The sequence below is a fragment of the Mesorhizobium salmacidum (SeqCode) genome, assembly GCF_037179605.1.
In the GTDB taxonomy this organism is placed as follows: domain Bacteria; phylum Pseudomonadota; class Alphaproteobacteria; order Rhizobiales; family Rhizobiaceae; genus Mesorhizobium; species Mesorhizobium salmacidum.
The window spans coordinates 179,084-198,017 of sequence record NZ_JAPYKS010000010.1; the positions used below are offsets into that span (position 1 = coordinate 179,084).

The following is an 18,934-nucleotide window of genomic DNA, read 5'->3' on the forward strand; positions in this document are numbered from 1 at the left end:
ACGACCGGGGATCGTTCCGCCTACCACCGTTTATGACGGGAGTTTTACAGCACAGAAATCGGGCACCTCGGCCTTCTCGTGTTAGGTGGAGGCAGGCGGGCCAAAGATCAAGAGTTAACATGGTCCGCAATCCATTCCATCGCGAAGGTGTGCCGGTTCCTCACAGCAAAACGGCGCCGCATGGGCGCCGTTCCACAAAAATATAGGGCCAAGTGCCATATCAGGCGCTGACATTGCCCTTCTTTTCCTTCTGTTCGGAATAGATGTAGAGCGGCCGGGCGCTGCCGGTCACCACCTCTTCCGAAATCACCACCTCGCGCACGCCTTCGAGCGCGGGCAGTTCGAACATCGTGTCGAGCAGGATCGCTTCCATGATCGAACGCAGGCCGCGCGCGCCGGTCTTGCGCTCAATGGCGCGCTTGGCGATCGCCGAAAGCGCGTTCTCGTGGAAGGTCAGGTCGACATTTTCCATCTCGAACAGGCGCTGATACTGCTTGACCAGCGCGTTCTTCGGCTCGGTCAGGATCTGGATCAATGCCGGCTCGTCGAGATCTTCGAGCGTCGCCAGGACCGGCAGACGACCGACGAATTCCGGAATGAGGCCGAATTTCAACAGATCCTCGGGCTCGACCAGGCGGAAAACGTCACCAGTGCGGCGATCCTCCGGCGACGCGACGATGGCGCCGAAACCGATCGAGGTTTTCCTGCCACGGTCCGAGATGATCTTGTCCAGCCCGGCGAAGGCGCCGCCGCAGATGAACAGGATGTTGGCGGTGTCGACTTGCAGGAATTCCTGCTGCGGGTGCTTGCGGCCGCCCTGCGGCGGCACGGAGGCGACCGTGCCTTCCATGATCTTGAGCAGCGCCTGCTGCACGCCCTCGCCCGACACGTCGCGGGTGATCGACGGATTGTCGGACTTGCGCGAAATCTTGTCGATTTCGTCGATGTAGACGATGCCGCGCTGGGCGCGCTCGACATTGTAGTCGGCCGACTGCAACAGCTTCAGGATGATGTTCTCGACGTCCTCGCCGACGTAACCGGCCTCGGTCAGCGTCGTGGCGTCCGCCATGGTGAAGGGCACGTCGATGATGCGGGCCAGCGTCTGTGCGAGCAGCGTCTTGCCGCAGCCGGTCGGGCCGATGAGCAGGATGTTGGACTTGGCCAGCTCGACGTCGTTGTTCTTGCCGGCATGCGCCAGGCGCTTGTAGTGGTTGTGGACCGCCACCGACAGCACGCGCTTGGCGTAGGGCTGGCCGATGACGTAGTCGTCGAGAACCTTGAGGATCTCCTGCGGGGTCGGCACGCCCTCGCGCGACTTCACCATCGAGGTCTTGTTCTCCTCGCGGATGATGTCCATGCACAGCTCGACGCACTCGTCGCAGATGAACACCGTTGGGCCGGCGATCAGCTTGCGCACCTCGTGCTGGCTTTTGCCGCAAAACGAGCAATAGAGCGTGTTCTTGGAATCACCGCTGTTGTTGCCGACCTTGCTCATTTTCATGTCCTTTCATGGCCGCCCGCCGATGGTCTGGCTGAAAGGGCGCATACTCTATTTATCGCGGGAATCCGCCGCCGCCAGTCTTCCGGCTCCCGCAACGTATTCCGTGTGGCAATGATTCGCAGCTTCCCCACGCAAAGCTAAGCCGTCGAAAATCAACATAGCCTTAACGTAGGCAATCCCGACCTCCGAGGGAACAGCCAATTGTGGCCGAAATGACGCAAGACGGGCCAAAAGCGCGTGATGGTGCCATCCAACTGCCAACTAGCCTTTATGCCAACGCCCCCTCGGCAGCCTCGCGCGACGAAATGACCTTGTCGATCAGGCCGAAATCCTTGGCCTCGTCGGCGGTCATGAAATGGTCGCGGTCGAGCGTCTTCTCGATCTCGTCATAGCTCTTGCCGGTGTGCTTGACATAGACCTCGTTGAGACGACGCTTCAGTTTGATGATGTCCTGGGCGTGACGCTCGATATCGGATGCCTGGCCCTGGAAGCCGCCGGACGGCTGGTGAACCATGATGCGGGCGTTCGGCGTCGCGAAACGCATGTCCTTGTGACCTGCGGTCAGCAGCAGCGAGCCCATCGAGGCCGCCTGGCCGATGCACAGCGTCGACACGGCCGGCTTGATGAACTGCATGGTGTCGTAGATCGCCATGCCCGAGGTGACGACGCCACCCGGCGAATTGATGTAGAGGTTGATTTCCTTCTTCGGGTTCTCAGCTTCCAGGAACAGGAGCTGCGCGCAGACCAGCGTCGCCATGCCGTCCTCGACCGGACCGGTGATGAAAATGATGCGCTCCTTGAGGAGGCGCGAGAAAATGTCGTAGGCCCGCTCGCCGCGATTGGTCTGTTCGACCACCATCGGAACGAGGTTCATGTAGGTTTCGACGGGATTCTTCATCAGTTATCTCTTGTCTCGCGGTGGGATTCCGGCGCCGGACAGGCTGGCAGCTCGGGCAGAATCGGTTCTGGATCGTCAAGATGTAAATAGGATGCCGGCTCATCCTTGTGCAAGGCCGACCCGTCCTAGCCATCTGGGTAAGTCGAATCAAGCTTCCGGGCAAGGATTAGCAGCAGCTGATGCCACACCGACCCGAAATACCGAGCCGGCCCCCGCCAGGTAGCAGTTTCTTAACCTCGTCACTTAACGAAATGCGCCGAAACCGCTTTTCTCCGCAACGGCCTCCCCTACAATTCAACGTTGAACTTGCGGCTTTGTTTTTATGCATGTCGTTGCCCCAAAACCGAGGTTCACTTTTGGGCGCCATGCACCATGCAATAGAGTTCAAACGGGGGAGTGTCATGTCAGGGAAAACCGCATGCTTCGCCATTGCCGGGCTGACCCTGCTCGGCTCGATTTCGCAAACGGCGGCAGGCGGCCGCGCCGTCGAATGCTACGAGCCCGTCCGCACACCGGCCGTTTACGACACCGTCTACGAAGACATCATGGTCAGCCCTCCCGGCCAGCAGATCGTCGACTATGATCCGCCGATCTATGGCACCCGCGAGCGTGTGGTGATGACTGTTCCGGCACAAGTTCAATATGAAGTGGTCCCGGCAATCACCCGGACCATCTACCGCACCGTCAGGGTCGATGGCGGCGGCTACTCCTGGGAATGGCGCGTCATCCATGGCCGCCGGGTGCTGTGCAAGGTCTGGCACAAGGCACGCTACGAACGCGTCGCCGAGACGGTGGTGATCCAGCCCGAGCGAACGCGGCGCGTCGTCGTTCCGGCGCAATATGACAGCATCGCCGAGGAGGTGCTGGTGCGGCCCGAGCAAAGGCGCGTCATCGATATTCCCGGCGCCTACCAGACCGTCCCGCGGCGCGTGCTGGTGCGTGAAGGGTCATCGGGGTGGCGCCGCGTGCATATACCGAGGCATTGCCGGGACTGAGCCTAGGCCACCTCGGCCCGCAGCCAAGCTTTCAGGCTGGTGACATCGCCGTCGCCGACAGCTTTCCCAACACGGCGCCCGACGGCGGCGCCAAATTTGTAGCCGTGGCCCGAGCACGCGGAGACGACCAGGCACTTGCCTGTCTCATGCGCCAAGAATTTCTCGTCTGACGTGAAGGTGTAGGCGCAGGTAACCACTTCGGTCACCTTGTACTCCTCGATCCGGGCGATCGGCGGCGAAAACAGGTTGCGGATCGCCTCGCCCTCGCCCGGCACCGGCTCGCGATTCCAGTCGGCGTCGCTGGTCGGCACCTTGTGCAGGCCTGAGCCGAATTTCATGCCGGCGCCGCGGGTGGGCGGGATCATGTAGCCGTCGGTCTTGCCGCCGACATCGAGAATGACGGGCGCCGCCTCCCAGGCCGCCTTGAGGTCGGCGGGGGGTTCGACATAGGCGAGCGCGGTGCGAAAGGTCTTCAATTCGCCGCCGAGTTCGGGGAATAGCTTCAGCACCCAGGCGCCGGCGGCAACGACGATGCGGTCTGCCTGCATCGTCTCGCCGCTTTCCAGCACGATATGGCCGGCCTCGGCATCGATCTCCGTCACCTTGCTGTGCTCGTAGACGTTGGCTCCGTTGGCGCGCAGCCAGTTGGCGAGCCCCGCCGCTATTCCGCGGCAATGCAGCGCGCCGCCTTCCCTGGAGAAATAGGCATAGCGGAACGAGCCGGCCTCAAGGAACGGCCAGCGCTTCACGGCAGCGTCCGGCTCCAGCAGTTCGAAAGGGAAATTCCCCTCTTCCAGGCCCTCGCGGTATTCCTCGGCCTCATCGCCGGGTTCGCGCGAAACGCAGACGAATCCGCGCGCGTCGAGGTGGTTCTCGCCGAGATCGGCCCACATCTCGTCCCAGGCCTCATAGGCTTCGGTGATCAGCCGCCCATAGCCGGTTCCAGCGCGGTAGGCGCGGCGGATGATACGGTGATGGTCGCCCGATGCCGCCAGCGGATTGGGAATCGTCCCCTGCTCGACGATCGACACGGCGTGGCCCGCCTTGACCAGCGACCACGCCGTGGAGAGACCGGCGATACCCGCGCCGACAACGATCACATTCATCCGTTCAGACTTTCCGCAACCCTATGGCTGGCTCAATGCATCGGGCTGTCGGACGCAACATACGGTCTGGAACCGGGCTGGCAAGCCGCGCTATGGGTCTGGCATGACCAAATCGACGCTCCCGTATCTGGCCTTTGATCCAGCCGCTCGCCGGCTCAGGCTCGACCCGCGCGAACCGGCTTTCTTCCTGAACCCGTACGAGGCCTATGGCTTCCTGCACGACGCGTCGAATGCATTTTTCTGGGAAGAGTTCGGCTTCTGGTGTTTTGGCGGCTTTGGCGATGTCAACAGACTGCTGCGCGACCGCCGTTTCGGCCGCCAGAACCCGGCCGGCATCCCAGACAGCCGTGGTGTCGGCCAAGACAGGACCCATCTCAAGGCATTTGACGGCATCGAAGCCAACTCGATGCTGGAACTGGAGCCGCCGGTGCACACGCGGCTGCGGACATTGGTCAACCGTGCCTTCGTCTCGCGTCAGGTCGAACGGTTGCGGCCGCGTGTCGAGGCACTCGCCAACGAATTGATCGATCGTTTCGAACCTGGCAAGGCCGTTGACCTCCTGCCGGCCTTCGCCTCCCCGCTGCCGATCACCATCATCGCCGAAATGCTCGGCGTGCCGGTGGAGATAGGCCCGCAACTGCTCGACTGGTCGCATCGGATGGTCGCCATGTATATCCATGGCCGCACGCGCGAGACCGAGGACACGGCCAACCGTGCCGCGGGCGAATTCTCCGACTTCCTGCGTGGCTACGTGACCGAGCGGCGCAAGAAGCCGGGCGATGACTTGCTGTCGCTGCTGATCTCGGCCCAGGAAGACGGCCAGAAACTGTCCGAGGACGAACTGGTCTCCTCGGCCATCCTGTTGCTCAACGCCGGCCATGAAGCGACCGTGCACCAAACCGGCAATGCCGTCCATTCCATCCTGGCGCAAGGCGGCGACCCGCGCCGCTTCTTCACCTCACCGGAAGCGACAGCAGCGACGGTCGAGGAATGCCTGCGCTTCGACGCGCCGCTGCACATGTTCATGCGCTATGCCTATGAGGAGATCGAAATCGCGCCCGGCATCGTCGTGCGGCCGGGCCAGACGATCGGACTTTTGCTTGGCATGGCCAATCATGACCCGCACGCCTTTGCCGAACCGCAGGCCTTCCGGCAGGAGCGCACCGACCAGAAGAATGTGTCTTTCGGCGCCGGTATCCATTTCTGCATCGGCGCGCCGCTCGCCCGCCTCGAACTGCAGGTTTCGCTGAAGACTTTGTTCGAGCGGCACCCGCAAGTGCATCTTGCCGAACAGCCCCGCTTCCGCGACACGTACCACTTCCATGGGCTGGAGGCGCTCTCCGTGCGCTTCTGACCGTGGTGGGCTGGGGCTTTTCGAGAGGCGCGATCGCGCTCGCCGTGACGATTCTGCTCGGCTGCATGGCTGACGCCGTGGCCCAGCAGCCGGAGAATATCCGGCGGCAAGATGATCAAAGCTTGATCACATACTCCTTGCGAGTCGTCTCAAGCACTTCCCAGCTTCCCCTGAAGCCCGGCCGCAGCACGAAGCTGTCGCCGGCCTTGACGATGCGCGCTTCCCCACCCTCTTCCGCTATCACCGAGACGCCTGAGAGAATGTGGCAGAATTCCCATTCGTCATAGACGATGCGCCATTTGCCAGGGGTCGATTCCCAGATGCCGGCGTAGAGGCCGCCGTCGCGCTCCTCGATGTTCCAGGTGCGGAATTTCGGATCGCCCGAGATCAGGCGATCCGGCGCGGGCGCGCCGGATTCGGGCTCGACGCTTTTGGTGTCGACGGAAAGAAGCGCGGTCATATCAGGTCAGACCTTGGCGAGTGCCTGTTCGAGGTCGGCGACGATGTCGGTGACATCCTCGATGCCGATGGACAGCCGCACAGTGTCCGGGCCAGCGCCCGCCTTGACCTTCTGCTCGTCGGAAAGCTGGCGGTGCGTGGTCGATGCCGGGTGGATGACCAGCGACTTGGTGTCGCCGACATTGGCCAGATGCGAGAAGAGCTCGAGTGCTTCGACGAACTTGATGCCGGCCTCGTAGCCGCCCTTGAGGCCGAAGGTGAAGACGGCGCCGGCGCCTTCAGGCGAGTATTTCTTCTGCAATGCATTGTTCTTGTCGCTGGGCAGGCCGGGATAGTTCACCCAGGCGACCTTGGGGTGGTTGGACAGCCAGCCGGCGACCGTGATCGCGTTGTCGCAGTGCCGCTGCATGCGCAGCGGCAAGGTTTCGAGGCCGGTGAGGATAAGGAAGGCATTGAACGGCGAGATCGCCGGGCCGAGATCGCGCAGGCCGAGCACGCGGGCGGCGATGGCGAAAGCGAAATTGCCAAAGGTTTCGTGCAGCACGAGGCCGCCATATTCGGGGCGCGGTTCCGACAGCATCGGGTACTTGCCCGACTTCGACCAGTCGAAGGTGCCGCCGTCGACAATGACGCCGCCGATCGAGTTGCCGTGGCCGCCCATGAACTTGGTCAGCGAATGGACGACGATATCGGCGCCGTGCTCGATCGGACGGATGAGGTAGGGCGAGGCCAGCGTGTTGTCGACGATCAGCGGCAGGCCATGCTTGCGGGCGATGTCGCCGATCTTCTCGATATCGACGAAGGTGCCGCCCGGATTGGCCAGGCTCTCGATGAAGATCGCCCTGGTCCTGTCGTCGATCTGGTTCTCGAAGGTCGAGAGATCATTGGTGTCGGCCCAGCGTACCTCCCAGCCATAATTCTTGAAGGCATGGCCGAACTGGTTGATCGAACCACCGTAAAGCTTGTTGGCGGCGACGAAATTGTCGCCGGGCTGCATCAGATTGTGGAACACGATGACCTGCGCGGCATGGCCGGATGCAACCGCAAGCGCAGCCGTGCCGCCCTCGAGAGCCGCGACGCGCTCTTCGAGCACTGCCTGGGTGGGATTCATGATACGGGTGTAGATGTTGCCGAACGCCTTCAGCCCGAACAGCGAAGCTGCGTGGTCGGCGTCATCGAAGACGAAGGAGGTCGTCTGGTAGATCGGCGTGGCGCGCGCGCCGGTGGCCGGATCGGGCTTGGCGCCGGCGTGGACCGCGAGCGTGTTGAAACCGGGCGAACGGGTCACTGAAACCTCCCTTTGAAACTTTTAATTGGCGGGGCATTCTTGGCGAAGCGCGGCCTGGAATGCAAAGAAGAAAATACCTTTCGGCGTGCGATCTGCGATGAACGCACGGGAAACTTAATGGCTTCCCGAAAAAATTTTGCGCACCGGCAGTTGACTGGAATCTTTTGCGAAAAAGCGATCCCGGATCACGTCACTTCTGACGGACGCCAAAACTCTGGAATCCTTGTCGCATCAGCGGCTTTTTCGACGACAGCACGCCGGAATTGACACCGGTCCAGCCGATCTCGCCGGAGAGCTTGCCATATTCGATCTTGGGGCAGCGGTTCATCACCACCTTGATGCCGGCGGCTTCGGCGCGGGCGGCTGCCTCGTCATGGCGCACCCCAAGCTGCATCCAGATGACTTTCGGCAGGGGATCGAGCGCCAGCACTTCGTCGACGATACCGGGAACCGCGGCTGCATTGCGGAAAATGTCGACCATGTCGATCGGCTCCGGGATGTCGGCCAGCCTGGCATAGGTCATCCGGCCGAGGATTTCCTTGCCGGCCTGGCCGGGATTGATCGGGAACACCGAAAACCCCTTGGCCAGCAGATATTTCAGCACGAAATAGCTCGGCCTGACATCATTGGCCGACGCGCCGACCATGGCGACGGTCTTCACCGCATTGAGGATGCCGCCGATATAGGTGTTGTCGTAGCTATCGTGGTTCATGCCTCGTCCTCATACAACGCCTCAGCGAGAAAACCATCCGGGTCATTGCTGAAATCGCGCAGCATGCGGAAGTGGTCCGTATCACGAAAATCAGAGGGCTCGAGCCCGAAGCGGCTGATGCGGAACAGTTGCGCGCCGGGACAGGCCATCAGCAGCGGCGAATGGGTCGCCATGATCACTTGCGCTGTGCCCGACTGGTCCATGCGCCGAAGCATCTTCAGCAATTCAATCTGGCGCGTCGGTGAAAGCGCGCTTTCGGGCTCGTCGAGAATATAGATGCCTTGCCTGCGGCAGCGCTCCTCGAAGAAGCGGATGAAGCCTTCGCCATGCGACCAGGACAGGAAATCCGGCGGTGGTGGCTTGAACGGGTCCTCCAGCGCGGCCTGGTCGAGGTAGCGGGCCACGGAATAGAAGGATTCGGCGCGAAAGAACCAGCCGGCGGTGACTTTTGGCAACCAGTGGCCACGGAATGTGTTCGCCAGTGCCGCTCCACTCTTGTCGATGGCACTGGAGTGGTCGACCGGACGGTAGCCCTTGCCGCCGCCGGCCTCGTCATAGCCGGCCAGCGCGCCGATCGCCTCGAGCAGCGTGGATTTGCCGGTGCCGTTCTCGCCGACGATGATGGTGATGGGTGTGGCGAATTCGAGTTCGAACCCGTGGCCGCGAAACAGCGGCAGGTTCCAAGGGTATTTCTCCCAGTCCGTCACGCGCTCCGGGTCGAGCAGAATGCGCTTGAGATACGGTGCCTTGAGCCGTGTCAGCTGCTTGCGATAAGCCATCAATCAGGCAGCGAAATCGTGCCGTCTTCCGCGATCGGGAAGGCCGGATTGTGCGCCACTTCCCAAACATGCCCGTCTGCATCGGCGAAGTACCCATACCAGCCGCCCCAGAAGGCACGGCCGGCCGGCTTGACGATACGCCCGCCGGCCTTCTCGGCCATGGCGAGCACCTCGTCGACTTCGGCGTCCGAGCGGGTGTTGTAGGCGAGATAGACGGCCGAGGGCGCCTGGGCGAAGGTGATGCCCGAATCCTCCTCGGCGCTGGCGCGCGGGAATAGACCGAGGATGGCGCCGCCCATCTGGAAAAAGGCGACACCGTCGGTGATGCCCGTGTGGCGCTTAAGACCCATCGCCTCGTAGAAACGCACGGCAAGATCCAAATTGTCGGTGGCGATGGTGATGATGGAGATGCGCGGTTCCATGATCCTCGTCCTATTCGTCCGTCCATTTCGGCTTGCGCTTGCCGATGAAAGCACCAATGCCCTCTTCCGCGTCCCGCGCCAGCATGTTCTCGACCATGACGCGGCCGGTATAGGCGTAGGCATCCGCCAAGCCCATCTCGGCCTGAGCGTAAAAAGCTTCCTTGCCGGTCTTCACCACCAAGGAGGATTTGGAAGCAATGGTTTGGGCGTATTTGGTTACAATCTGATTCAGGTACTCGCGCGGCACGACGCGGTTGACGAGGCCGAATTCCTTCGCCGTTGCGGCGTCGATCGTCTCGCCGGTCAAGAGCATCTCCATCGCCTGCTTGCGCGAGACGTTGCGCGACAGCGCCACCATCGGCGTCGAACAGAACAGGCCGATATTGACGCCCGGCGTGCAGAAGGTCGCCTCATGCGAGGCGATCGCAAGGTCGCAACTGGCGACCAGTTGCAGGCCGGCGGCTGTCGCCAGGCCGTCGACCTCGGCGATGACAGGCAGGGGATGGCTCACGATGGTCTGCATCAGCGTCGCGCAAGCGGCAAACGTCTCTTCGAAGAAGGCCTTGCCGTGATCGGCCTCGGCGCGCCGCGCGGTCATTTCCTTGAGGTCGTGGCCGGCGCAAAACACCTTGCCGGCCGCCGACAGCACGATGACGCGAACGGCTTTGTCGGCCTTGGCGCGGTCGAGTTCCGCCGTCAGCGCCGCCATCACAGCCAGCGACAGGGCGTTGGCGGGCGGATTGGCGAGCGTCAGGCGCAGCACGCCGTTATCCAGCCTCGTCGTGACCGGGCCCTCGTCGGCGGCAGCAGGCTTGATGGCAAGGATTTCGGCCATGGCTAAGGTCTCCGCGATTCCGGTCGTGCTGGCACAGTATCTAATATCGGATCGGCTTTCGTCCAACACCCATTGCTTGCGCCAGGATCGCTTGCGCCGGGATGAAGGTGTTGCCAGAAATGCCGCGCTGCGTTCATACAAGCCTGGCACAAAACGAGAGGCCGACATGCCCGCCCAGAACAATCTCAAGCCCGTGCTGACCGCAGCGCAAGTCAATGTGCTGATGGAGACCGTCTATCCCCAACTCAACGAACAGTTCAAATATTACGAGGCGATCGACGTGTTCCCAGGCGGCTGCATTGTGCGGCTCAACGCCGGCGAGCGGCACCTGCGTCCTGGCGGAACTGTATCCGGTCCGTCGCTGTTCACGCTGGCCGACATTGGCGGATATGTCTGTGTGCTTTCCCACGCCGGGCCGGACGCGCTTTCTGTTACCGTCAACCTCGACATCAACTTCGTCCGCAAGGCCGAGGCCGGGCCGATCGATGGTCATTGCCGCATCCTGAAGCTCGGAAAGAGCCTGATGGTGTTCGACATCGACATCGTCGCCGGCCCGGATGGACACACGATCGCGCATGCCACGGGCACCTATTCGATCCCGCCGCAGCGCGCCATAGATGTGGTAAAATAATACCTCTCCACCAACATATTGTTTCTACAGCATTTTCTGCGCGGCAGGGCTTTCCCACTGCCTTGACGCAACCACTGCCCTCGCCTATAAGCCCTCACGAAGCAGCGGCCCGCGAAGGCCGCCGTTTTGTTTATTGGCTGGGGGACAAACGTCTTTCGCCAATCCAAGCAACAAGAAACGCCTTCCCCGTGAAGGTCAAACCGAGAGCAGAAAACATGACAACCTTTTCGCAGAAGCCTGCGGATGTGGTGAAGAAGTGGATCCTGATCGACGCCGAGGGTCTCGTCGTCGGCCGTCTTGCCACTGTCATCGCCAATCATCTTCGCGGCAAGCACAAGCCGACCTTCACCCCGCATGTCGACGACGGCGACAATGTCATCGTCATCAATGCCGACAAGGTGGTGTTGACCGGCAAGAAGTTCACCGACAAGGTCTATTACTGGCACACCGGCCACCCCGGCGGCATCAAGGAGCGCACCGCGCGCCAGCTGCTCGAGGGCCGTTTCCCCGAGCGTGTCGTCGAGAAGGCCGTTGAGCGCATGGTTCCGCGTGGTCCGCTCGGCCGTCGCCAGATGAAGAACCTGCGCGTTTATGCAGGCGCGGAGCATCCGCATGTCGCCCAGCAGCCAGAAGTCCTCGACGTGGCCAAGCTGAATTCCAAGAACAAGAAGGTCGCATAAGATGGCTGAGCTTTCCTCGCTCGCAGAACTGGGCGCCGCCACCGGCAACACGAACACGCAGGCCGCGGCTCCCGTCCACGTCCAGAAGCTCGACAAGTCGGGCCGCGCCTATGCCACCGGCAAGCGCAAGAACGCCATCGCGCGCGTCTGGGTGAAGCCGGGTTCCGGCAAGATCGTCGTCAATGACAAGGAATTCGCGACCTATTTCGCGCGTCCGGTCCTGCAGATGATCCTCAACCAGCCGATCATCGCCTCCAACCGTTCGGGCCAGTACGACATCGTCGCCACCGTCGTCGGCGGCGGCTTGTCCGGCCAGGCCGGTGCCGTGCGTCACGGCATCTCCAAGGCGCTGACCTACTATGAGCCGGCGCTGCGCGCCGTGCTCAAGAAGGGCGGCTTCCTGACCCGCGACAGCCGCGTCGTCGAGCGCAAGAAGTACGGTAAGGCCAAGGCCCGTCGCTCCTTCCAGTTCTCGAAGCGCTAGGCGTTTCGAACTCCGATATCGAAAAAGGCCGCCTCCGGGCGGCCTTTTTTGCTTTTGGGCTACAGATTTGATTGATCGACAGGTGTGGGACAGCGCCCCTCCGACCTGCCGGGCAACTCAGGAGAGAGGGAGAGCGGCAGCTTCAGCCGCCACTCCTAATTGATGCTGGCTGTATGCGCCGGTTCTGTCGGCAGCTTGTCCTCGGCATAAGACACGCGATAACCATTCGCCGCCAGCCAGCCGACCGCGGCCTTCGGCTCGTCAGTCTGGATGATGGTGGCGCCGCGATCGACCCAGAAGCCCCAGGCTTCGCGCGGCAGGCTGGCCTGGACCGCCAGTTCATCACCACGGCCGCCAGCGAGGAAGCCGCCCGGTTTGTTGACGATGGCGTAGGTGTCGGCCCAGATATGCCAGTCGCCCCTCACCGCCTCGGCGCGCATGCGGGTGCTGAACAGCGCCCCGCCGGTTTCGGTCAACGTGTCGGCGCCCGCCCTCCAGTTGATCAGCTCGATCGCGCGCGGCGCGAAAGCATGGTCGACCGTCGAGGCGAAGCCGGCATCATGCACCGCGTCATCGGCGATGATCGGCATGAACTGGAAGCCATCGCCTGCCGCGGCCATGGCGGTCCTCACCGTGGTGATCCTGTTCTGGTTCCACAGGTTTTCCTTGACGATGACTTGTTCGGCCATGCCGAGATCCCGAGCCACCGCGATCATGCCCGGGAGGTCGCCGACTTCGAGCTTGTTGTCGAGATTGATGAGGATCCTGTCCCTTGTCGCCATCAGCATCTCGCGCAACGTCGAGACGGTCTCGTTGGTGACGGCATGGGTGCCCTCGATCACCAGCCGGCATCTCTTCAGTTCGGCCAGCGTGTAGTTGAGGACCTCGCCCTTGCAGGTGGTCGTGCGGTCCAGCCAGCTGTCATGCATGACGATGAACTCGCCGTCCTTCGAGCGCCGGATATCGACCTCGACAATTTCGGCGCCGATCGCGATCGAGCCTTCCACGGCCGCAAGCGAGTTTTCCGCATAGAGCGTCTTGCCGGCCTGCATGCTGCCGGCGCGATGGGCAGCCACCATGACATGGTCGCGCCACTGGTTGGCATGTTCGAAGCGGTCGAGGATCTGCCTGGCGCGAGTTTCGCCGGCGAAGGCCTGACCGGAGGCGGCCGCCAGCGCGGTGGAAAGCAGAAGGCTCAGCGAGATCGTCCGCATCGAGAATCGCTCCTTGCGAGCCGGGGATAGGCGACACCGGTGACATCCAGGTGAACGAAGCCGGCTAAAGCGCGTCGCGTCGAAACGGATTTGGATCCTTGTTTTTACACATGTCGTCTTCCCCAAAACCGAAAGTCACTTTTGGGGGACATGCTGTAGCGGTTGGCCGGCGATGTGGGTCAGATGCGCTTCGACAGCCGGCGGAACCAAGCCATTGCAGGCATTTCGACCAGGCGCCATGTGACCCATGACACGGCGATGGTGGCGGCGAGCATGACGACGATCGCCACAGTCCCTGTCCATCCGGCGCCAAAGCCGGTCGCGGGCTCGCCACGCAGTACTATGTCGCCAATCAAGCCGAGGCCGAGTTTGCGCTCGACGATCCCGGCGGCATTGATCAGGCGCGCCTGGATGAAGATGTGGACCATGTAGATCGAATAGGACAACGCGCCGAGGGTCAGCATGAACGGCGTCCTGAGCAACGCGCTGATCCAGCCGCCTTCATGGGCGAAGAGAAACAGCGCCAGGGCGAACACCAGGGGCGCGGCAATGCCGGCGTCGTTGTCGCCCGCCAGCGAGATAAAGAGAACGATGACGGCCACCATGACGATTTCGGCAAGGGTCCAGCTCATCCGCGGGCCGTTTGCGAGCAAAACCTGTCGCGCCCCTGCAATGGAATCATGCTGAAACCAGGCCAACAGGGCGCCGAGCGAGAAGCCGTAGAGGCAGCGGATGAAGCCGAAATCATAGGACACATCCATATGATGCGTGGAGAAGCCGAGCAGGAACAGCGGCGCGATGACGGCGGCGGCGACGAACCATATCCAGGCGCGCGCGCCGGCGACGAAGACCACGCCGGCAAACAGGAGACAGGCAAAAAACCCGGCCGAAATGCTCCAGCTTGGCGCGTTCCACGTCAACCGATCCTCGAAGCCGACACCTTGCAGCAAAAGGAGATTGGCAGCCAAGCTCTTGAGGTCGAAGCCGCAGGTGAAGGGAGCTGCCCCCGTGCCATGCAATTGCGGCAGCACCAGCCGCAACAGCTCGAAGGCGGCAAAGGCGGCAAGCATGACCAGATGCAGCGGGTAGATGCGGCCGAAACGGACCAGCGCAAAGCGGGTAACCTCTCCCGGCCGGCCCAGCCGATTGGCATAGCTCGAGGCGATGACAAAGCCGGAAAGGACAAAGAAGAAATCGACGAAAAGATAGGACGAACCGATAAAGCTGCTCTGCGAGATCGTCGAGGCGGTCGGGAAATGAAACAGCGCCACCAGCAACGCGCAGATGCCGCGCCACGAATCGAGAACCTGGAAGCGATCGCCGGCGATCGTGCCGGCGTGGGTCGACACCACGGCATCCGACGGATTAAGAAACGCGGTCTGCGTCATGATGATACAAATCCTGTCTTGCCGTGGCACCCGGGCGGCACGGTTTCGTCTCCCCAAGCTGTGACTGGCATCTTCCATGCCGGTTTTGTAGTTGTTGCACCCCGATGAAAACGAGGACCAGTAATGGCGACCAAGAACATCGACCATGCCTTCACCACCCGCTCCAAAACGGGTGGCGCCCTTGAGCCGACCTATTCCGGCGCGCTGTCTTTCATGCGGCGCAAATACACCAAGGACGTGAGGGGCGCGGATGCGGTGGTGTGGGGCATTCCCTTCGACGCCGCCGTCACCAACCGGCCGGGCGCCCGGTTCGGGCCGCAGGCGATCCGCCGCGCCTCGGCGATCCTCGACAACGACCCGCAATACCCGTTTTCACGCGATCTGTTCGAGCACCTCGCCGTGGTCGATTATGGCGACTGCCTGCTCGATTCGGGGAACCATCAGAAGACGCCCGGCACGATCGAGCGCGAGGCGGCCAAGATCCTGAAATCCGGCGCCTTCCTGCTGACGCTCGGCGGCGACCATTTCGTCACCTGGCCGCTGCTCAAGGCGCACGCCGCCATCCACGGGCCGCTCGCCTTGGTGCAGTTCGACGCCCACCAGGACACATGGCCCGATGACGGCAAGCGCATCGATCATGGGTCCTTCGTCGGCCGCGCGGTCAAGGAAGGCATCATCGATCCCGACCGCTCGATCCAGATCGGCATCCGCACCCATGCGCCCGACACGTTCGGCATCAAGATCCTGCATGGTCATGAAATCGAGGAAATGCGCGCCTCCGACATCGCCTACGCCATCGTTGATCGCACCGGGGGCAGGAAGACCTATCTGACCTTCGACATCGACTGCCTCGATCCGGCCTATGCGCCGGGAACCGGCACACCGGTTTCTGGGGGACCGTCGTCAGCGAAGATCCTTTCGACTCTGCGTCAGCTCAACCAGGTCGATATTGTCGGTGCCGATGTCGTGGAGGTTGCGCCGGCCTATGATCACGCCGATATAACGGCGATCGCCGGTTCGATGGTGGCCATGCAGTATCTCGGCCTGCTGGCGGAGCGAAAGGCCCGGCTCGATGAGCTGAACAGCGGCGACCACAATGGCGCCGCGGTCAATCATGGCAACGGCATATAGTCCTCAGGGAATTTGATCAGCAATGAAACCGAAAATCTTCATCGACGGCGAGCACGGCACCACCGGCCTCCAGATCCGGGCGCTGCTTGCCGAGCGCGGCGATCTGGAGATCATTTCCATTCCGGTCGAGCGCCGTAAGGAAACGGCCGCGCGCGCCGAATTCCTCAACGCCGCCGATGTCGCGATCCTGTGCTTGCCCGACGATGCGGCCAGGGAAAGCGTCTCGCTGATCGCCAACGACACCACCAAGGTCATCGATGCGTCGACGGCGCATCGCGTGGCCGAAGGCTGGGAATATGGCTTCGCCGAATTGGACAAGGAGCAGGCGAAGAAGATCGCCACGGCCAAGCGCGTCGCCAATCCCGGCTGCTGGCCGCAGGGGCCGATCGCGACGCTCAGGCCACTGGTCGCCGCAGGCCTGCTGCCGGCCAATTTCCCGATCTCGGTCAACGGCATTACGGGTTATTCGGGCGGCGGGCGCCCGATGATCGAGGACTACGTCGCCAAGGGCGAGGACGCCTCGGAGTTCCTGCCCTATGGCCTGACCCTGCAGCACAAGCACGTGCCGGAATTGAAGGCCTATGCGAAGCTGTCGCACGATCCGATCATGCAGCCGGCAGTGGGCAATTTCGCGCAAGGCATGATCACGGTTGTGCCGTTGCAACTCGGTGGCCTCGACCGCGTACCGACGGGTGCCGAACTTCACGCCGCCATTGCGGACCATTTCGCCGCAATCAAGGGCGGTGTGGTCGAGGTGGCTCCCTATGCGCATCTGGAGCGCGTGCCTGACATCGATCCGGAGGTCTACAACGGCACCAACCGCATGAAAGTCTATGTCTTTGCCAACGACAGCAGAGCCCAGGCGCTGCTGCTGGCGGTCTACGACAATCTCGGCAAGGGTGCTTCCGGTGCAGCCGTCCAGAACATGGACCTGATGCTCGGTCTGTGACGAACGCGCCGGCCTTTCCACCGCGCTGGAAAGTCAGCGAACCCGAACTCATTGGCGAGACCTTTTCGAGCTGCATCTGGAAGGTGCGGCTCGAGGACGGCTCACCAGCCATCGTGAAGGCACTGAAGCCGTTCGACGACGTTGCCGACGAGTTGCGCGGCGAGCATTTCCTTGCCTGGCGGCGCGGCGAAGGCGCGGTGCGGCTTCTGGGCCGTGACGGGCATTCCATGCTGCTCGAATATGGCGGGGAGACACTTCTGTCGCAGGTTCTCGTCGAACAAGGCGACAATGCAGCGACCGCCATCGCGGCGGATGTGATGGCGAAATTGTTTTCGCCATCTGATCACCCCTACCCGTCCGAGCTTCAGCCGCTCAGGGAGCGGTTCGCCAGCCTCTTCAAGAAAGCCGCAACCGATCGTGGCATCGGTGGTGACAGCCCCTATGTCGAGGCCGGCGCCATCGCGGATCGACTGCTGGCCAATCCGCATGACATCAGGCCGCTGCATGGCGACCTGCATCACGAAAACATCCTGCGGGGACCGCGCGGCTGGCTGGTGATCGATCCGAAGGGCGTGCTCGGTGATCCCGGTTTTGATGCCGCCAACATGTTCTACAACCCGCTCGACCGCGACGCACTTTGCCTCGCCCCGGAGCGGATCGCGCATATGGCCGAGGTCTTTTCCCGGACGCTGCGGCAATCGCCGCCAGCGATACTGGACCATGCCATCGCCTATGGTTGTCTGTCCGCGGCCTGGCACCATGAGGACGACAATGCGGTCGAGGAGAACCGCGAACTGTCGATCGCCGCGGCGATCCGTGCAGTGCGAGCGCGTTTCTGATCCCGGGGAAGAGCCGAAGCGAGCGCTTGTTGACCATGATCGGTTACGGACCTGCCTTGGCTCCCTCACCAGGGATTTGTCATGCTCAGGGCGACGCAGTCGAATGAATTCTGGATGTGGCTGGCCGCACTCAGCGTCCGACAGCAACCTCGTTGGGCAAGGGATAAGCGCCCTTGGTCCCGCGCCAATGCGCGGCGGCAAAGCCCAGCACGACGAGCGCAAAGGCCTGATGGGTCAGGGCCATATGCAGGGGCACTTGCATCAACAGCGTACCGATACCGATCGAAGCCTGGACCAGCACCAGAACAAACAACAGTGTCGCGCGTCGCCCATGCGTTGAGCCGGGCAGCCGCCGACGCGTGGCGATCATGTGCCAGAGCGCGACGGCAAAGACCGTATAGGCACCCAGCCGGTGAAAGAACTGCACCGTTTTCGGGTTCTCGAAGAAGTTGCGCCACGCCGGCTTGAGGACGAGCAGATCGCCTGGAATGATCCTGCCGTCCATCAGCGGCCAGGTGTTGTAGCTCATGCCGGCGTCGAGACCGGCGACCAGGCCGCCGAGATAAATCTGGATCAGCGCCAGAAGCACGATGAAGCCGGCCAGACGCTGCGTCGAGCGATCGGCCGCGGGCTCGGAATGCGGCGCCAGGCCGCGCGCGACGACCATGGTCGCGGTAAAGATCAGTGCCGCCAGCGTGAGATGCGTCGCCAGCCTGTACTGGCTCACCGACACCCGGTCGACTAGGCCGGAGGCCACCATCCACCAGCCGATGGCTCCCTGCAGCCCGCCGAGAAACAGAATGCCGACCAGTTTCGGCCCAAGGCCGCGCTCGATACGGCGCGCCGCCCAGAAGACCAGCAGCGGCAAGGCGAAGACCAGGCCGACGCTGCGCGCCAGCAGGCGATGTGCCCATTCCCACCAGAAGATCGACTTGAACGCTTCGACGCTCATGCCCTTGTTGAGCTCGGTGTATTGCGGGATCTGCTGATAGCGCTGGAATTCCTCCTGCCACTCGGCGTCGTTGAGCGGCGGGATGACGCCATGGATCGGCTGCCATTCGGTGATCGACAGGCCGGATTCAGTCAACCGCGTGGCGCCGCCAACCAGCACCAGCGCGAACAGCACCAGGAGCACGACATACAGCCAGCCGCGTACGAGTGCCCGGTTATAGAGGTCGCGGTCGCGGGCCTGATAGGGCGCGGCGGCAGTGATGGCGGCCATGGATATATCCCGGCAGTTTGAATGTCGCGGATTGGTGAACCATCGCA

General features: G+C 62.5%; 20 protein-coding genes. 8 read left to right on the plus strand and 12 right to left on the minus strand.

All coding sequences use genetic code 11. The annotated features are described in order from the left end of the window. Positions 1-220 precede the first annotated feature (220 nt). Together clpX and clpP are read right to left on the minus strand one after the other, a co-directional pair. Positions 221-1,495: an ATP-dependent Clp protease ATP-binding subunit ClpX gene (gene clpX, locus O7A60_RS15885; protein ID WP_023759839.1), complete on the minus strand. Its 1,275-nt coding sequence runs from the start codon at positions 1,493-1,495 to the stop codon at positions 221-223. A 274-nt stretch (positions 1,496-1,769) separates the two neighbouring features. Further along, positions 1,770-2,399: an ATP-dependent Clp endopeptidase proteolytic subunit ClpP gene (gene clpP, locus O7A60_RS15890; RefSeq protein WP_027028064.1), complete on the minus strand. Its 630-nt coding sequence runs from the start codon at positions 2,397-2,399 to the stop codon at positions 1,770-1,772. A gap of 401 nt (positions 2,400-2,800) precedes the next feature. On the opposite strand from clpP, the gene O7A60_RS15895 reads away from it, so the two are divergent. Continuing rightward, positions 2,801-3,394, plus strand: coding sequence for a hypothetical protein (locus O7A60_RS15895; protein ID WP_337107100.1), 594 nt, complete (start codon positions 2,801-2,803; stop codon positions 3,392-3,394). A 2-nt stretch (positions 3,395-3,396) separates the two neighbouring features. Here the strand turns inward: O7A60_RS15895 and O7A60_RS15900 are convergent, their stop codons facing one another. Then, entirely contained in the window at positions 3,397-4,500 is a 1,104-nt protein-coding gene (locus tag O7A60_RS15900) for an NAD(P)/FAD-dependent oxidoreductase (protein WP_337107101.1), read from the minus strand. A 103-nt stretch (positions 4,501-4,603) separates the two neighbouring features. Here O7A60_RS15900 and O7A60_RS15905 point away from each other — a divergent pair, with 103 nt between their 5' ends. Continuing rightward, on the plus strand, positions 4,604-5,854 hold the full coding sequence (locus tag O7A60_RS15905) for a cytochrome P450 (RefSeq protein WP_337107102.1): 1,251 nt from the start codon (positions 4,604-4,606) through the stop codon (positions 5,852-5,854). A 115-nt stretch (positions 5,855-5,969) separates the two neighbouring features. Here the strand turns inward: O7A60_RS15905 and O7A60_RS15910 are convergent, their stop codons facing one another. The 6 genes from O7A60_RS15910 to O7A60_RS15935 all read right to left on the minus strand — a co-directional run bounded on the left by O7A60_RS15910 (position 5,970) and on the right by O7A60_RS15935 (position 10,349). Continuing rightward, the gene (locus O7A60_RS15910; protein ID WP_337107103.1) at positions 5,970-6,314 is read right to left on the minus strand and encodes a cupin domain-containing protein; all 345 of its coding nucleotides are present in this window, start codon (positions 6,312-6,314) and stop codon (positions 5,970-5,972) included. 6 nt (positions 6,315-6,320) lie between these two features. Further along, positions 6,321-7,601 (minus strand): O-acetylhomoserine aminocarboxypropyltransferase, encoded by a 1,281-nt coding sequence (locus tag O7A60_RS15915; RefSeq protein WP_337107104.1) that lies wholly within the window; start codon positions 7,599-7,601, stop codon positions 6,321-6,323. A gap of 190 nt (positions 7,602-7,791) precedes the next feature. Next, positions 7,792-8,313: a CoA-binding protein gene (locus O7A60_RS15920; protein ID WP_337107105.1), complete on the minus strand. Its 522-nt coding sequence runs from the start codon at positions 8,311-8,313 to the stop codon at positions 7,792-7,794. Further along, complete coding sequence (locus O7A60_RS15925) at positions 8,310-9,092, minus strand: AAA family ATPase (protein WP_337107106.1); 783 nt, start codon at positions 9,090-9,092, stop codon at positions 8,310-8,312. The genes O7A60_RS15920 and O7A60_RS15925 overlap by 4 nt, the downstream gene beginning before the upstream one ends. Beyond that, the gene (locus O7A60_RS15930; RefSeq protein WP_337107107.1) at positions 9,092-9,514 is read right to left on the minus strand and encodes a VOC family protein; all 423 of its coding nucleotides are present in this window, start codon (positions 9,512-9,514) and stop codon (positions 9,092-9,094) included. The genes O7A60_RS15925 and O7A60_RS15930 overlap by 1 nt, the downstream gene beginning before the upstream one ends. Before the next feature lie 10 nt (positions 9,515-9,524). Next, positions 9,525-10,349, minus strand: a complete 825-nt coding sequence (locus tag O7A60_RS15935; protein WP_337107108.1) for an enoyl-CoA hydratase — start codon at positions 10,347-10,349, stop codon at positions 9,525-9,527. A gap of 166 nt (positions 10,350-10,515) precedes the next feature. On the opposite strand from O7A60_RS15935, the gene O7A60_RS15940 reads away from it, so the two are divergent. From O7A60_RS15940 to rpsI, 3 genes are all read left to right on the plus strand, one after another. Next, a complete protein-coding gene (locus O7A60_RS15940; RefSeq protein WP_337107131.1) occupies positions 10,516-10,980 on the plus strand; it encodes a PaaI family thioesterase in 465 nt (154 codons plus the stop codon). A gap of 215 nt (positions 10,981-11,195) precedes the next feature. Further along, positions 11,196-11,660: a 50S ribosomal protein L13 gene (rplM, locus tag O7A60_RS15945; protein WP_337107109.1), complete on the plus strand. Its 465-nt coding sequence runs from the start codon at positions 11,196-11,198 to the stop codon at positions 11,658-11,660. A gap of 1 nt (position 11,661) precedes the next feature. Then, the gene (gene rpsI / locus O7A60_RS15950) at positions 11,662-12,144 is read left to right on the plus strand and encodes a 30S ribosomal protein S9 (RefSeq protein WP_010915637.1); all 483 of its coding nucleotides are present in this window, start codon (positions 11,662-11,664) and stop codon (positions 12,142-12,144) included. A gap of 155 nt (positions 12,145-12,299) precedes the next feature. On the opposite strand, the gene O7A60_RS15955 is transcribed toward rpsI, so the two are convergent. Both O7A60_RS15955 and O7A60_RS15960 read right to left on the minus strand, forming a co-directional pair. Further along, positions 12,300-13,358 (minus strand): glycerophosphodiester phosphodiesterase family protein, encoded by a 1,059-nt coding sequence (locus tag O7A60_RS15955; RefSeq protein WP_337107110.1) that lies wholly within the window; start codon positions 13,356-13,358, stop codon positions 12,300-12,302. A 179-nt stretch (positions 13,359-13,537) separates the two neighbouring features. Beyond that, positions 13,538-14,746 (minus strand): acyltransferase family protein, encoded by a 1,209-nt coding sequence (locus O7A60_RS15960; protein ID WP_337107111.1) that lies wholly within the window; start codon positions 14,744-14,746, stop codon positions 13,538-13,540. A 123-nt stretch (positions 14,747-14,869) separates the two neighbouring features. On the opposite strand from O7A60_RS15960, the gene speB reads away from it, so the two are divergent. The 3 genes from speB to O7A60_RS15975 are packed head-to-tail and all read left to right on the plus strand — an operon-like array spanning position 14,870 to position 17,665. Then, positions 14,870-15,877 carry an agmatinase gene (gene speB, locus O7A60_RS15965; protein WP_027143614.1) on the plus strand — a complete coding sequence of 336 codons (1,008 nt, stop codon included), beginning with the start codon at positions 14,870-14,872 and terminating at the stop codon, positions 15,875-15,877. A 22-nt stretch (positions 15,878-15,899) separates the two neighbouring features. Beyond that, complete coding sequence (argC, locus tag O7A60_RS15970; RefSeq protein WP_337107112.1) at positions 15,900-16,826, plus strand: N-acetyl-gamma-glutamyl-phosphate reductase; 927 nt, start codon at positions 15,900-15,902, stop codon at positions 16,824-16,826. Beyond that, on the plus strand, positions 16,823-17,665 hold the full coding sequence (locus tag O7A60_RS15975) for an aminoglycoside phosphotransferase family protein (RefSeq protein ID WP_337107113.1): 843 nt from the start codon (positions 16,823-16,825) through the stop codon (positions 17,663-17,665). Before argC ends, O7A60_RS15975 begins: the two co-directional genes overlap by 4 nt. A 130-nt stretch (positions 17,666-17,795) precedes the next feature. Here O7A60_RS15975 and O7A60_RS15980 read toward each other — a convergent pair whose 3' ends face one another. Then, entirely contained in the window at positions 17,796-18,887 is a 1,092-nt protein-coding gene (locus O7A60_RS15980) for a COX15/CtaA family protein (protein WP_337107114.1), read from the minus strand. Positions 18,888-18,934: the final 47 nt, after the last annotated feature.